Source organism: Microlunatus ginsengisoli (genome assembly GCF_039537205.1).
Taxonomy (GTDB): Bacteria; Actinomycetota; Actinomycetes; order Propionibacteriales; family Propionibacteriaceae; genus Microlunatus; species Microlunatus ginsengisoli.
This window is the reverse complement of the sequence record NZ_BAABAB010000049.1, coordinates 84,872-100,085: the sequence shown is the minus strand read 5'-3', so window position 1 is coordinate 100,085 and position 15,214 is coordinate 84,872. Positions and strand designations below refer to the sequence as shown.

General features: G+C 70.5%; 11 protein-coding genes. All 11 read left to right on the top strand.

What is annotated here, in order from left to right; genetic code table 11:
- Positions 1 to 60 precede the first annotated feature (60 nt).
- Positions 61 to 2,985: a hypothetical protein gene (locus tag ABD747_RS23050; RefSeq protein ID WP_344809080.1), complete on the top strand. Its 2,925-nt coding sequence runs from the start codon at positions 61 to 63 to the stop codon at positions 2,983 to 2,985.
- Positions 2,986 to 3,037: 52 nt separating this feature from the next.
- The gene (locus tag ABD747_RS23045) at positions 3,038 to 5,377 is read left to right on the top strand and encodes an Hsp70 family protein (protein WP_344809078.1); all 2,340 of its coding nucleotides are present in this window, start codon (positions 3,038 to 3,040) and stop codon (positions 5,375 to 5,377) included.
- Between the two features lie 141 nt (positions 5,378 to 5,518).
- Entirely contained in the window at positions 5,519 to 7,075 is a 1,557-nt protein-coding gene (locus ABD747_RS23040; protein WP_344809076.1) for a phage tail sheath family protein, read from the top strand.
- 35 nt (positions 7,076 to 7,110) lie between these two features.
- On the top strand, positions 7,111 to 7,560 hold the full coding sequence (locus tag ABD747_RS23035) for a phage tail protein (RefSeq protein ID WP_344809074.1): 450 nt from the start codon (positions 7,111 to 7,113) through the stop codon (positions 7,558 to 7,560).
- Positions 7,561 to 7,562: 2 nt separating this feature from the next.
- Entirely contained in the window at positions 7,563 to 8,021 is a 459-nt protein-coding gene (locus ABD747_RS23030; RefSeq protein WP_344809072.1) for a hypothetical protein, read from the top strand.
- Entirely contained in the window at positions 7,958 to 8,173 is a 216-nt protein-coding gene (locus tag ABD747_RS23025; RefSeq protein ID WP_344809211.1) for a DUF6760 family protein, read from the top strand. The genes ABD747_RS23030 and ABD747_RS23025 overlap by 64 nt, the downstream gene beginning before the upstream one ends.
- 137 nt (positions 8,174 to 8,310) lie before the next feature.
- Positions 8,311 to 11,409, top strand: a complete 3,099-nt coding sequence (locus ABD747_RS23020; protein WP_344809070.1) for a hypothetical protein — start codon at positions 8,311 to 8,313, stop codon at positions 11,407 to 11,409.
- 36 nt (positions 11,410 to 11,445) lie between these two features.
- Positions 11,446 to 11,910: a phage tail protein gene (locus tag ABD747_RS23015; protein WP_344809068.1), complete on the top strand. Its 465-nt coding sequence runs from the start codon at positions 11,446 to 11,448 to the stop codon at positions 11,908 to 11,910.
- A 303-nt stretch (positions 11,911 to 12,213) separates the two neighbouring features.
- On the top strand, positions 12,214 to 12,996 hold the full coding sequence (locus ABD747_RS23010) for a CIS tube protein (protein ID WP_344809066.1): 783 nt from the start codon (positions 12,214 to 12,216) through the stop codon (positions 12,994 to 12,996).
- Positions 12,993 to 14,783, top strand: coding sequence for a VgrG-related protein (locus tag ABD747_RS23005; RefSeq protein WP_344809064.1), 1,791 nt, complete (start codon positions 12,993 to 12,995; stop codon positions 14,781 to 14,783). Before ABD747_RS23010 ends, ABD747_RS23005 begins: the two co-directional genes overlap by 4 nt.
- Before the next feature lie 18 nt (positions 14,784 to 14,801).
- Positions 14,802 to 15,214, top strand: a 413-nt coding sequence (locus tag ABD747_RS23000) for a GPW/gp25 family protein (protein ID WP_344809062.1), incomplete at its 3' end; no start/stop codon positions are given.

Here is a 15,214-nt window from a genome sequence, read left to right as displayed (position 1 = left end):
CCGCCTGTTCTCCAGGTCGATGTGTCGGTCGAGTCCACGAGCAATCGGATCGGATCGACGGTGACCCTCTCGGCGATCGTCTCGGCGGCGGCGCCGGGTGACGACGTCCTGCAGAACGGCTGGGCCGTCGTGTTCAGCGGCACCGCCAACGGTGGCTGGACGAGTGGGATCGTATACACCGCCGACGGCGAGGCGGTGTTCCAGCACACGAGCCCATTGATCGGCAACGAGTCGGTCACCGCGCGGGTGGTGAACAACGGCTGCTCGGGTGCCGACACGGTATCCGAGCCGATCGGGCTCAGCTGGTGGTTCCCCACGATTTCGCTCGACCGGCGCGACTCGGTATCGGTCACCGGCGGCAGCTTCACCCTGATCGCTAGCGTCACCCACGACGGCGTACCCGTCGAGGGACAGCAGCTGAGTTTTCGGGTGGATCAGTTCTATCCCGCCGACCGCGCGGTGGTCGACCCTTACACCCGCACAACGGACGCGCGCGGAGAAGCATCCGTGACCTGGACCCGTGCTGCACCGTCGGCCGAGGCCATCACTGTGGAGGAGATCGGACCGGCCATTCCCGCGAGCAGCGGAACGTCGCACGTCTGGGACTCGTTCCTCGATCCTGGTGTCAGCATCACGCTCGATCCGAGCGGAGGTCCACCCCGGGTCGGCTCGACCGTGAACGTGGCCGTCGTATCCAGTGTCGACGAGGCTCGGGCGGCCACCGAGACGCTCCTGTCCTATTCGACGGCGAACCCCGGCGCGGGGGTCGCATCGACGACGACGAGCGCCACGGGAACCGCGACGTTGTCCTTCGTGACCGAACAACCAGGACCCGAGGTCGTCGTCGTCGGCCTCGCGGGCCGGCAAGGCAGCTTCTCGGTCGTGCTCAAACGCTGGGCCCCGAGATTGGACCTGTCACCGGGCGGCACCGACGTGCTCGGACACCGGTCGCGCGCGTTCACCGGGCAATCGGTCGAGGTCACCGCGATCCTGAGCCACGACGGGGGGGCCGTCGCTGGGGCGAGCCTGACCCTCGCGGCACGGAATGCGACGTTGGGCAATCTCGAGCGCGCTGCGATGACCGACTCGGTCGGACGCGCGAGTTTCGCGCCGTGGCGGTGGGACCAGGTCAGCACCGACCTGGTCACCGTCGAAGAGGACGCCACAATCGCGCCCGCGGTCGCGACCACCGAGATCGTCTGGGACCCGCCGGCGGGCGCCCCGATCGCTGTCGATCTCGAGGCGCGGGCAGCTGTCGTCCGGGTCGGCGCCGAGGTCACGCTAGGCGCCACACCCACCTACCCCGGGCACCTGCCGGACGAAGCCGTGCCGCTGTCCAACCTCGACGTGTCGCTCCGAGAGACGGCTACCGGTCCGGCCCTCGCCACCACCGAGAGCGGCGTCACCAGCGGAGCGATCTTCGGCGAGAGTCGCACCACTTCGGGCACTCGGACATTCGTCGCCACGGTCGATGTCCCGGGATGCGGTCGCGTCATGTCAGACCCGGTGACCGTCCGCTGGGCGATCCCCGAGCTGAGGATAGAGCCGCGAGACACCCGCTCACCGGCGCGCGCATACGCCGAAGTACGTGCTCGGCTGACACTGGACGGAAAGGGCGTGGCCGACGCCAGACTCGACTTCGCCAGCCACAGCCTGCAATGCGACCTGTCCGATCTCGGCGGCAGCGGTACCACGGACCAAGACGGTTTCGCATCGGTGTCACTGCGTCGCGACGTGCCGACCCGGGACCGGGTGACCGTGCGCGAGGTCGGAGTTCTGCAACCGCAGTCGGATCAAACCACCCATACCTGGGGCGTGCCCGATCCCTCTCCGCTCGTGGTCGATCTGCACCAGTCCAGCGCGGATGATCGGGTCGGTACCACGGTGACCCTGACCGCCACCGTCACATACGACGACGGGGAGGAGATCACTCCCAGCGCGCGGGTGCCCGTCCGCTTCACCGGCACCGACAGCGGAGATGCCGAGTTCGATACCGACGATCAAGGCAGGGTCGAGTACACCTACGCCAGGAGTTCGGCCCGGACCGATCACATCACCGCATCGACGCCGTACGGCTGCGATCGGGTGATCTCGAACGACGAGGACCACGAGTGGTGGCTTCCGACACTGTCGCTGATCCCCGATCGTGCCACCGTCGACATCGGTGACACCGCCTCGATCACGGCGCAGCTGACTCACGCCGGGCAGCCTCTCGCCGAACGGTCGCTCGACCTGACCTTCGACAGCTCCGCGGCCGGCGAGTCTGCATTTGGCCGCACTGCCACCACCGGCCCGGACGGTCGGGCGACCCTGTCATGGGATCGCGGCGCGGCGGGAACCGAGACCATCACCGCGACCGAGTCGGCGGTGGTGGCGCCGAGACATGCCAGAGCGATCGTCACCTGGGTCCGCACCAGCGAGCCGCCCAGCAGCGAACCCCCGAGCAGCCAGCCACCCAGCAGCCAGCCACCGATCAGCGAACCGCCCAGCAGCCAGCCACCGACCAGCGAACCGCCCAGCAGCCAGCCACCGACCAGCGCGCCGCCGAGCAGCGCGCCGCCCAGCAGCCAGTCGCCCACGGCCAAGCCGTCCGAGCAGCCGCCGCCACCGACGTCCAGCCGGCTGGTGACCGGGCCCGAGGTGGGCCGGCCGGGCGGCGACGTGCAGATCGCCGGGACCGGGTGCCGCCCGGGCCAGACGGTGACGGTGCGGTTGGGCAGCACGACACTGGGCCGGACCAGGGCGGCAGCGGACGGCACGTTCTATCTCCGCACGTCCATCCCCGATCTGCCCCTCGGGCGATATGTGATCACCTCCAGCTGCGGCACGACGATCGGCGACAAGAACATCGACATCACCGCACCCCAGGTCAACCGCGGTCTGGCTGGCATCGCCGCCGCCGGAGCGACCACCGCCTCGACCTTCGTCTTCTTCGTCCTGCTGATCAAGGGCGTCATCTCCTTCCTGCCGAAGCGGCTCGGCTGACGGGCGTTCGGACCCGGCTCCGGGCCGGTAGGGTGACGATCCGAGGGAGCGCATGGGGTATCGCCTGGGTATCGATCTCGGAACGACCTTCACCGCCGCCGCATACCTGGACGATCAGCAGCCGCGGATGGTGGAGCTCGGTTACCGGCACGTCTCCATGCCGTCGGTCTTGCTGGTCGCCGACGGCGGCGAGGTCCTGATCGGCGAGGCGGCCGAGCGGCGGGCAGCCGCGGAACCCGAACGCGTCGTCCGCGAGTTCAAGCGACGGCTCGGCGACGGCGTCCCGATGATGGTCGCCGGGCGCGCGTTCAGCGCCACCGAGCTGCAGACGATGCTGCTCCGCTGGGTCCTGGACTTCGCGGCGCAGCGGCTCGAACCTCCGTGCGAGCGGGTGGTGATCACCCACCCCGCCGACTGGAGTGGGTTCAAGCTCGGACTGATCCGCACCGCCGCGGCCGACGCCGGCGTGCCGGACGCGGTCTTGTGTCCCGAACCGGTGGCCGCGGCGATCGCGTACGCGGCGAGGCGCAAGGTGCCGGTGGGCTCCGAGCTCGCCGTGTACGACCTCGGCGGCGGCACCTTCGATGCCGCCGTCCTGCGCAGAACCGTGTCCGGCTTCGAGATCCTGGGGTCCCCGCTGGGCATCGAACATCTCGGCGGGTCGGACTTCGACGAGATGATCTTCGCCGAAACGCTGACCCGGCTCGGGATCGGCGAGCTCGACGGCGAGGATCCGCCGGTCGCCCGCGCGCTCGCCGCCCTCCGCCGCGAGTGCATCGAGGCCAAGGAGGCACTTTCCACCGATGTCAGCACCGAGATCACCTCGATGTTGCCCGGGGCGATGCGCACCATCCGGCTCACCCGCGGCGAGCTCGACGAGTTGATCAGACCCTCGGTCGACCAGACGATCGAAACCACTCGGCGCGCGCTGCGGCTCGCCGGCGTCGCGGACGCGGAGCTGGACTGCGTCGTGCTCGTCGGCGGCAGCTCCCGCATTCCGCTGGTGACCGAGCGGCTCACGCGCGAGCTCGGCGTGCCGATCGCGCTGGATACCTATCCCAAGAACGACATCGCGCTGGGCGCCGTGTTGTACGCCGACCAGGCCCGGGCGGTAGCGGCCGGCCCGGTTCCGCCTGCCGGCGAGATCGATCGGCCCGAGCCCGAACCCGTGTCCCGGCAGGCAGCCGCGCCGGAGCCGGCGCCCGTCGACCCCGCTCCCGCACCGATCGAGGTGCCGGCGGTCGCCGCGGAACCCCCGGTGGATCCGACCGAGCTGCCGGTCGAGGCGCCGCTCGACGTCGCGCCCGCCGCGGCTCGGACTTCTCGCCGACGCCGGCGCGTTGTGCTCGTGGTCGGCGCGATCGTGCTGGCGCTGGCGGCCGGTGCCGGGATCGCGGTGCAACGCTGGGGGTCCGAGCGGGCGACCGGCGAGTCGCCGGCCACCGGTGCCTCGGTCGACGCATCAACCGCGGCCACGCCCGCACCGCCGGATCCCGCGCGATACGGCCTGCCGGTCGGCCCGCCGATCAGCGACGATCAGCTGGTGGTGCCGGTCACCACGACGTCGGGAGCCACGACTCGGCTGCTGCTGGTGGACACCGTCCGGCCCGGCAGCGAACGCGATCTGGGCGCGATCGGAGGTGGCGACAAGTTCGGCATCGGTCTCTCCCTCGACCGCCGGACGCTCAGCTACATCGACGCGGCCGAAAACGCCGTCCGTGCCATGCCGGCGAGCGGCGGCGACGGCAAGCTCCTGTTCCGTTCCCCGGCGGGCTGCGGCCGGATCCGGCACGCGAGCTGGTCTCCCACCGACCTACAGACCTTCGTGCTGGAGTGTGAGCCGTCGGGCGGCCCGAAGCGGCTGGTGGTGGTCGGTCTCGACGGCGCCATCCGGCGCGAGCTGGACAGCGGACAGCCGCAGGCGGGCGACCCGACCATCTCCCCGGACGGCAGGTCGGTTGCCTTCTGGGGCAGCTCGACCCTGTCCGACGGCGACGGCGGCTCGTTGTTCGTGCTGCCGCTCGCCGGCACCGGCACGCCGCGCGCGGTGACCTCGAGCGGGCCGGGAATCGACGCCGACCCGAGCTGGTCCCCAGACGGCGCGTCGCTGGCGTTCCGGCGCCAGGTGAACAGCAGTCCGGTGGACGACGACGTGATGGTGGTGCCGATCGGCGGCGGCACGGCCCGATCCCTGCTGAGCGGTCCGACCAGGGAGGAGAAGCCGAGCTGGGCGCCCGGCGGCACAGCCGTCGTAGCGGTGTCCAACCGCGGTTCCGACGGCAAGCCGTCGACGAAGCAACGGCTGCTGCGGTTGGACGCCGGCGGAGGTGAGCCGGTCGCGCTCGGCGCCGAGCATCATCACGTCTCCACGCCGACCTGGTGGCGGCGCTAGCGCCTCGACACCGGCCGGGCCCCGCCGACTTCCCTTTCGGGCAACGGAGATTGCCCGACGCACCGTCCGCGCGGACGTACCGCCGCCGGGTGTGCGGGAGCACGCTGGTCGCAGGCCACTGTCACACCCCGAGGAGCCAGCATGCCGCCGTACCAGTCACCCGGTGTCTACGTCGAGGAGGTCGCCGCAGGGGCGCGACCGCTGGAAGGCGCCGGAACCGCGATCGCCGCCTTCATCGGCCTTGCCGAGGACGGCCCGTTCAATGTGCCCACCCTGGTGAGCAACTGGACGCAGTTCACCACGACCTTCGGCGGCTTCGTCGCCGGGTCGTACCTCGCTCAGTCGGTCTACGGCTACTTCATGAACGGCGGCGGCAACTGCTACGTCGTCCGGATCGGCCAGAACGGCGCGAGCAGCGGACCCGCTCCGCGCAGTGCCCGGGCCAAGGAGCTGGCCGCCAGCCCGACCGCCCAGGTCGGCCGGTTGAAGGTCACCGCGCTGGATCCGGCGGCCTCGCCGGGCGACGTGTCCGTCGAGATCACCGATCCCGGCGGCGACAGCCCGTCCGACGACATGTTCAAGCTGTTGGTCAAGGTGAAGGGCGAGGTCGTCGAGGAGTTCGACCGGGCCAGCTTCGCCCGCGGCAAGCAGAACGTCGTGACCATGGTCAACGCCGTCTCCAAGACGGTCCAGCTCGAGGACACCGGCAGCGGTCAGGCCGTCCGCCTCGCCTCCGGCGAGACGGCGCTCGTGGCTCCGGTGCCGCCGGCCGCCGTGCCGTCCACCCGGCTGAGCCCGGACGACTACGTCGGCGACGTGTCCGACCGCACCGGCTTCGGCGGCCTGGAGGCCATCGAGGACATCACCATGCTGTGCGTGCCGGACCTGATGAGCGCCTACCAGCAGGGTGCGATCGACCTCGACCAGGTCCAGGCCGTTCAGCTGGCGATGATCGCGCACTGCGAGCTGATGGGCGACCGGGTCGCCATCCTCGACGCGCCGCCCGGGATGAATGCCCAACAGATCAAGGAATGGCGTGTCGACAAGGCTCGCTACGACTCGATGTACGCCGCCTTGTACTGGCCGTGGGTGCAGACCATGAATCCGGCCACCGGGCAGCTCGCGTACATGCCGCCGTCCGGGCACATCGCCGGCATCTGGGGTCGCAACGACGCCGAACGCGGCGTGCACAAGGCGCCGGCGAACGAGATCGTCCGGGGTGCCATCGACCTGGAGATCAACATCACCAGGAACGAGCACGACCTGCTCAATCCCGAGGGCATCAACGTGATCCGAGCCTTCCCGGGTCGCGGCATCCGGGTCTGGGGCGCGCGCACACTGTCGTCGGATCCGGCCTGGCGCTACCTGAACATCCGGCGGCTGTTCAACTACCTCGAGAAGTCGATCTTGAACGGGACCAACTGGGTCGTCTTCGAGCCGAACGACCGGGCGCTGTGGGCGAAGATCCGCCGGACCATCGCCGCCTTCTTGGTGATGGAGTGGCGTGCCGGCGCGCTGTTCGGCTCGACCCCGGACGAGGCGTTCTACGTCAAGTGCGACGACGAGACGAACCCGGCAGAGGGGATCGACGCCGGCCAGGTCGTCTGCGAGATCGGCGTCGCACCCGTCAAGCCGGCCGAGTTCGTGATCTTCCGACTGGCGCAGTTCTCCGGCGGCACCAGCCTGGTCAGCGAGTAACCGACATCCTCAACTGAGCACAGAAAGGTACGCAGATGGCACTTCCCGATGGCGACAGCTCGGTCGGCCACTCGTTCGGACTCGAGTTCGACGGCGTGACGATCAAGAGCATCACCGAGATCTCGGGTCTCAAGATCGAGCAGGACGTGGTGGAATTCAAGGAGAACGGCCCGGACGGCAAATACCAGATCCGCCGGCTGCCCGGCCGGCCCAAGGCGCCCGACATCACCCTGACCCGTGGCCTGACCGGCGACAACAGCTTCGACAAGTGGGTCAACGACAGCCGGTTCGGCAAGATGTCCGACTCGCGCAAGGGCGGCTCGATCATCGTCTTCGACTACGAGGGTCAGGAGGTCAAGCGCTACAAGCTGACCAACGCCTGGCCCAAGAGCCTGGAGATCGGTTCGCTGAAGGCCGGCGACACGTCCTACCTGTCGGAGAAGCTGACCCTGACCTGCGAGTCGATCGAAGTCCAGGGTAAGTGACCATGCGCCGCGGCACCTTGATCATCCCGGAGCCCGCGGCACGGGACGCCTCGACCGGTTCGCCGGTCGAGGCGCCGGCGCAACGGGAGAAGCTGGTCACCGAGTTCAGCTTCCTACTGCCTCGCGGTTACGTCGACGGTTCCGGCACGGTGCACCGCGACGGTGTGATGCGACTGGCCACCGCCCGGGACGAGCTGGTTCCGCTGCGCGACGACCGGGTCCGCGAGAACCCGGCCTACCTGACGGTCGTCCTGCTCTCCCGGGTGATCGAGCGGATCGGCACGATGGACGACATCCATCCCGGCATCGTGGAGAACCTGTTCGCGACCGATCTCGCGTTCCTGCAAGATCTCTACCGTCGGGTGAACACCGAGGGCCACACCCGGGCCACCGTCACCTGCCCCTCCTGCGACCACCACTTCGCGGTGGACGTCTCCGGGGGGCGCCTGGGGGAATCCTGACGTACGCGACCGATCGTCTGTACGAAGAGATCGCGTACGTCGCCTACTACCTGCACTGGACCCGTGAGGAGATCCTCGACCTCGAGCACGCCGAGCGACAGAGGTTCGTCCGCGAGATCGGTGCCCTCAACTCCCGCATCTCGGGCGACTGAGCCGCGGACGATCATGATCAGGAGTCGACACCATGCGCTGGCCGTGGGGATGGGGTCGCCGGCCGGGTGCCGGGGACACCGGGGGCGACGCCTCCGGCGTTCCGGCGCCCGGCCCGGCGCGCTCGGAACCTGTGCCGATGTCCGGGCGGACGTCCGGCCCGGCCGCATGGTCGTCGCTCCCGCCGGTGCAGCGCAGTCTCGGCGACGTCGCTCCGGCGGTCGCGCCGCCCGACGCCTTCCGCAGCTCGCTGACCACCCAGCAGAACCCTAGTTTCCTTGGCCCGTTGGGACACCTGGTCGATCCGGACGGTCCGAGCGGGGTGGTCGGCGGTCTGGCCGACGCAGCACCGGGCCAGCCGCTGAGCTACGGCGGCGGTCCCGAGCTGCGGGTTCCGGAGGCGGCGCCCGCCAAGCGACCGGCACCGGCCGTCCAGCGCCACATCGCCACGCTTCGGCCCGAGCCGAGCTCGGAGCCTTCGTCCACGCCGGCGGCCGATGTCCCCGTCGAGGTCCCGATCGCGGCCGCGCCGATGGAACACATCGAGGGTCCGGCTCCGACATCGTCTGCGGCGGTGGAGTCGGTGAGCCCGGCCCAGCCGTCCGCGCCGCTGACGGTCGCCCGCCGTGCGGACCCTGCCGCTGTGGACCCTGCCGCTGTGGATCCTGCCGCTGTGGATCCTGCCGGTACGCATCAGGCGGCTACTCGGGATCCGGCCGGTGGGGACCCGGGGTTTGGTGACGACCGGGCTGCAGCCAGTCCCGTGCCGTCAGCGCTGCCCATCCAGCGGCTTGCGGATGACGGCGGTGGATCCGGGCCCGAGGCTACTTCGGCCGAGGTCGCCGTTCCTCCGTCGCCAACGGAGTTGCCCACATTGGGCGAGCCGGCCGCCGCTCCCGGCGGCGCGGGCTCCGAACCGGTTCCAACGCAACCGTCCCTTGCCCCATCGAGCACAACCCCGTCGGGCACCCCGGCAGGCACGACCCCGGCAGGCACGACCCCGGCAGGCACGACGCCGGCGCTGATCGTCCCGGTCCAGCGCAGCACGGCAGCGGGCGAGGTCGGCGGCGCCGGCCAACTGCGGACGTACGGCCCGGGTCCGAGCCTGGCGGACTCCGCGCGGCCCGTCGCGAGTGCCCCGGCGTCGCGCGAGCCGGTTGCGGGCGACGGGCAGCCGAGCCGCGACACCCGAACCCTCTCCGGTGACCCGGGACCGCTCACGGTCAGCCGATCGGCCGACCCGACGGCGCCAGGTGCCACACCCCCGAGCCAGGTGCCGGTCAGTCCGCCCGCCGCTCCGGCCGGCACCGACCTGGTGGTCGCGCGCGAGTCCGCGGGCCACGTCTCCGGTTCGAGCGGACCGTCCGACGCGATCCCGCCGACCACCATTCAGCGCCTTGCCGCGGTATCCGAACCTGTGGCGGAAGCCACGCCGGAGCCGTCCGGCGCCCCGTCGTCGTCTGCGCCCGAGGCCGGGCCGGACGATCCGGCGGTACCGACCTGGGCTGCCGAACAGGGCGCGACCGGTGCCGCCGCCGCGAGCGCGGGCGACGCGCCGCAGCCGACCGACGTCGTCGGGCTGCTCGCCAGCCGGCCGCCGTTGGCGGGGGCCTCCGGTGCCGACGGCGATGCCCACGCTCCCGCGATCGGCGGAACGGATTCGATGCCGGTGGCAACCGGCCGCACCGGCCCGGGCTCCCCGGCCGTGCAGCGCCAGTTCGCCGAGCCTTCCCGGCCGACGGCGGGTTCGTCGCACGAGCCCAGCCCGGTGGACGTGGGCCCGGCGCCGGATCCGTCCGCATCGCCCTCGACCGTCGCCTCGACCTCCTCTGCTCCCACCCTGTCCGCAGCCGCGCCGGTGAGGATCCCTGTCGAGGGCGGCAGTCCGGCCGACGGGAGGACCGATGCCGTCGCGCCTGTCGACCAGGAGTATCCGCCGCTCGTGCAGCGCCGGTCGACGACCACGGAGCACGCCGCGCCGGCCGAGGCGCCGCTGAGCGGCTTCGCGGCGGCGATCACCGCCCTGCAGGCCGAGCCCGACGGCTCGGTGCCGATGTCCGGAACCCCGGGAGCCACACCGGCCGAGTCGCGCTCCCACGCCCCGCACGCCGGCCCGGAGCTCGTGGTCGCACGACAGGCCGCGGAGTCGGCGGCGGTGCCGCTCGGGCAGCCGGCGGCGCGAACCAACGGTCCGTCCGCTGGGCCGGGCGAGCCGAGCCGGCCGACCGCATCGGACCGGCCGCCCGCGCTCGTGGTGGCCCGACGGCTGGCACCGGACGCGTCCGGCAGCCTGCCTGCAGCGGACGTACGACTCGGCTTGTTGCGGCAGCCTGCCGTTGTCCAGCGCACCCTGCTCACCGACCGCGCGCCGCTCGTCCGACCGGAGCCGGCCGCCTGGGCGCAGCCCGCCGGAGCCACCGAGCCGCCGGTCCAGCGGGTCCGCTACGAAGACCACACCGCGGCACGGCATGCGCCCGCCACATCGGAGGTCGTTGCCGCCACGCACGGCTGGACCGCAGCCGAGCCGTCCACCGAGTGGCCGTCCAGCAGCCCGGCTGAGGACCGGACCTGGTCGCCGCTGCCAGCCGCGTCCGGCGGGCCCGCGGCCGTGCAGCGCTCGATGTCATGGGCCGCCCCCACGCCCGGATCCCTCCCGTCCGGGCTGCCCGCCTCTGGATCGCGCGACATGGGGGTAGCCGGGCCGTCGTACGGACCGTCGCCGGCGTCGTGGACGTCGTCCGGGCCGTCAACGCTGCCCGGCGGCGGACCCAGCACGTTCCCTGGACCTTCGGCACCGGCCGTGCTGCCCGATCCGGCCGGCCCACCGACCCCGGAACCCTTCGTGCAGCTGCTGGCCGAGCCCCGGCCCGCGGCGACGCAGCCCACCGCCGAGTCCACCCGAGCCAGTTCCAGCCGGACGGTCGGGCTGGCCGAGATGTTCGCCCTGGTCGCCGGCACACCCGGCGACGAGTCCGACGCGGCCGGAGCGATGCCGGCCGTGCAGCGCGATGTGGCCGCGGCTCCCGCACCCGCCGCGACCGAGGTCCAGCTGGCCGAGGCGGCACCCGCCAGCGCGGCAGCCCCGGCCGGCGGGGCTGCCGCGCCCGGCGGCCCGGCTAGCGGGTCCGACATCGAGGAGATGGCGCGCCGGCTGTACGAACCGCTGTCCGCCCGGCTGCGGGCCGAGCTGTGGCAGGACCGCGAGCGAGCCGGCCTGCTGACGGACCTCCGCCCATGATCATCCCGTTCGCGACCGACCACGAGGAGAACTGAGATGGCTGCCAAGGTAGGCATGTCGGACCCGAAGGACGCCACCACCGACCCGGCCGTCAGCGTCTGCTTCAGCGTGACCGTCGACGGGGAGAACCTCGGCTACTTCAGCACCTGCGAGGGCCTCGGCGTCGAGCTGGTCATGGAGCAGCGCGAGGAGGGTGGGACCAACGGGTTCGTGTGGCAGCTGCCGAGCCGGCTCAAGTACAGCAACGTCAAACTCTCCCGCGCCGTCGGCAAGGACAGCGGGCTGATCACCGAGTGGCTGATCGGGTTCGCCAGCGAGGTGAGCCGCAAGACGGCCTCCATCAGCGCGCGCACCGCGGACGGCCGAGAGGTCGCCAGCTGGAACCTCGACGGCGTCATCCCGGTGCGCTGGACGGGGCCCAGCCTCAACCTGGACTCCCCCAAGGTCGCCATGGAGACGCTCGAGCTCGCCCACCACGGCTTCCTGCCCAAGGGGTCCTGATGACTGTGTTCGATCTCCGCGCTCCGCGGTCCGCGGTCCTGGGTCTGGCGAGATCTCACTCGTTCGATCCTGATCCCGGACGACACAGCCACGGCGGGCGCGCGTCCCGTCGGCGCCCGGAATCACTCCTCACTCCCGAGCGGCTCCGCCCATGACGGTGTTCGATGGTCGCGCTCCGCGCTCCGCGGTCATGGACGCCGCGAGATCTCACTCGTTCGATCCCGATCCCGGACGACACAGCCACGCCGGGGGTACGTTCCGTCGTCGCCCGGCATCACTCCTCACTCCCGAGAGGCTCCGCCCATGACGACGGCGATCGCCCTGGCGGGCAGCAACGGCAAGCTCGGCGCGGCCGGTGACTCCGGCGGCGGCAAGGCCGTCGTCGGCCGGCCCACCATGAAGAAGGCGATGATCTCGGTCCACACCCCGAAGCCGGCCAAGGGCGGCTACGAGCCCGGCGGCAAGAAGGAGGACATCGAGTTCCAGTTCAACCCCAAGGAAGTCACCATCGCCAAGTCGGCGAAGTGGGAACGCAAGCCGGCGAAGGGATCCAAGAGCGCACCGCCGCCGGAGTTCACCGGTTCCGACCCGTGCAAGCTCACCGTCGAGATGTTCTTCGACGCCACCGGCACCAAGGGTGGCTCGGTGCTGGAGATCGTCGAGAAGCTGTTCAACTGTCTCGTCCCGACCGAGCAGAGTGCCGGCCAGAAGAAGCCCACGCCGCCACTGGTGGTGATGCACTGGGGCAGCATCTCCACCTTCCCGGCGGTGATCACCTCGGTCAGCGCGAAGTACACCCTGTTCCGCTCCGACGGCACGCCGATCCGCGCGATCTGCAGCGTCTCGATGGAGGAGATGCCTGGTGCGCCACCACGGCAGAACCCGACCTCGGGCAGCGACTCAATCCGCCGCGTGCACCGCACCGTGATAGGCGACACCCTGGCCTCGATCGCGTACGGGGAGTACGGCGACCCGAACCACTGGCGTCCGCTGGCCGCGTACAACGGCATCGACGACCCACTCCGGCTGCCGACCGGTCGCACGATTCTCCTTCCCTCGTTGGAGGAGATGGGAGTGACCGGATGACGTCGAGCATGTGTCTGGTCGAGATCGAGGGCTCACCGCTGCCCGACGATCTGGTCCCGCTGCTGATCTCGGCCATGGTCGAGGACAGCCAGCGGCTGCCCGACATGTTCGCCCTCCGCTTCCGCGACCCCGAGCGGATCGTGCTGTCGAAGAGCAACGCCAAGGTCGGCAGCAAGATCAAGATCAAGGTCAACACCGCCACCTCCTCCAGCCCCGCCACCCTGATCGAGGCCGAGATCACCGCCCTGGAACTGGAGTTCGACACCGGCGGGACGTTCACGGTGATCCGCGGCTACGACCCGGCGCACCGGCTGTTCCGGGACCGGCGCACCGTCAGCTACGTCCAGATGACCGCGTCCGACATCGCCTCACAGGTCGCGAAGCGGGCGGGCCTGAAGGTGGGCAAGGTGGACTCGACCTCGACCGTGTTCCCCTTCGTCAGCCAGGCGGGCCAGACCGACTGGGAGATCCTCACCCAGCTGGCTCGAGACGCCGGGTCCGACCTGACGGTGCGCAACGGACAGTTCTCCTTCGTGAAGCAGACCGAGGACGCCGCCTCCGGCACGCCGCCCACGCTGAAGTTCGGCGAGGAGCTGCTCCGCTTCCGCTCGGTGATCACCTCCGCCCAGCAGGTCGGCAAGGTCGAGGTGCGCGGCTGGAACGTCGCGGAGAAGAACGCGCTGGTCGCCACCGCACCGGCCAAGACGTCCGCCGTCGACCTGCCCACGGTCAAGCCGACCGATCTGGCAAACGCGTTCGGCAACCCGACCTACGTCTCCACCGACATCCCCTATCGCACACAGAGCGAGGTGGACCAGGCGGCGAAGGCCCTGGCCGAGGAGAAGGCGGCGGCGTTCGCCGAGTTCGAGGGCGTGGCCCGCGGGAACCCGGACCTCAAGGCCGGCAAGAAGGTGACCCTGGACGGCCTGGGCGCGCCGTTCGAGGGCAAATACACGATCACCAGCTCGCGGCACCGGTTCGACCCGACCACCGGCTACACGACCGCGATCACCGTCACCGGGAAGCAGGACCGCAGCCTGCTCGGACTCGCTTCCGGCGGCGCGCGTTCACGCAACACCCCGGGCGGGGTCGTGATCGCCCAGGTCACCGACGCTAAGGACCCGGACAAGATGGGCCGGGTCAAGGTCAAGTACCCCTGGTTGTCGGACGACTACGTCAGCGGCTGGGCCCGCGTGGTCTGTCCCGGCGGCGGCAAGGAGCGCGGCTGGATCGCGTTGCCCGAGGTGGGCGACGAGGTGCTGGTGGCGTTCGAGCAGCAGGACTTCGACCGGCCGGTGGTATTCGGCGGGCTCTACAACGGCATCGACAAGCTGCCGCCCGGTCCGAACGACCTGGTCGATGGCGGCTCCGGTGCGATCAACCGGCGCTCGCTGGTCTCCCGTGCCGGGCATCGGATCGACCTGCTCGACGAGGAGGGCAAGAAGGAGGGCATCTCGATCACCACCAAGGACGAGAAGTTCTTGATCAACATCGACAAGACCAACACCATGATCACCGTGCACGCCGACGGCAAGGTGCTGATCGAGGGCACCCAGGGAATCACCCTGGACGCCAAGACCTCCGACCTGACCATGAAGGCCGGCTCGATCAAGATGAACGCCACCCAGGGCGTCCAGGTCGACGGCGGCAGCGGATCGGTGCAGATGAAGAGCAACGGGTCGGTGTCGGTCGAGGGCATGTCGGTGTCGGTGAAGGGGCAGACCACCGCCAGTGTCGAGGGCAGTGCGATGACCACCATCAAGGGCGGCATGGTCAAGATCAACTGATGACTGGAGTGAGCTGAGATGTACGACGTCGACTTCATCGGAGCGGGCTGGTCCTATCCGCTGGGTACTGACGCGAGCGGCCGGGTGTCGCTGGTGACCCGCGAGCGGGAGATCGAGCAGTCCATCCGGCTGATCCTCGGCACCGCGATCGGCGAGCGGCCGATGCGGCCCGACTTCGGCTGCCGGATCCATGATCATGTCTTCGGGCCGGCCAACTCGGCCACCGCCGGGCAGGTCGCCTACGACGTCCGCGATGCGCTGGAGCGATGGGAGACCCGGATCGAGATCACCGAGGTCACCGTCGACTTCGACCGGATCAACGAGGGCGTGATGTACGTCGACATCGGCTACGCGTTCCGCGGCCTGAACGACCCCCGCAACCTGGTCTTCCCCTTCTATGTCATCCCCGACGAGGGCGACGCGACCTTGAT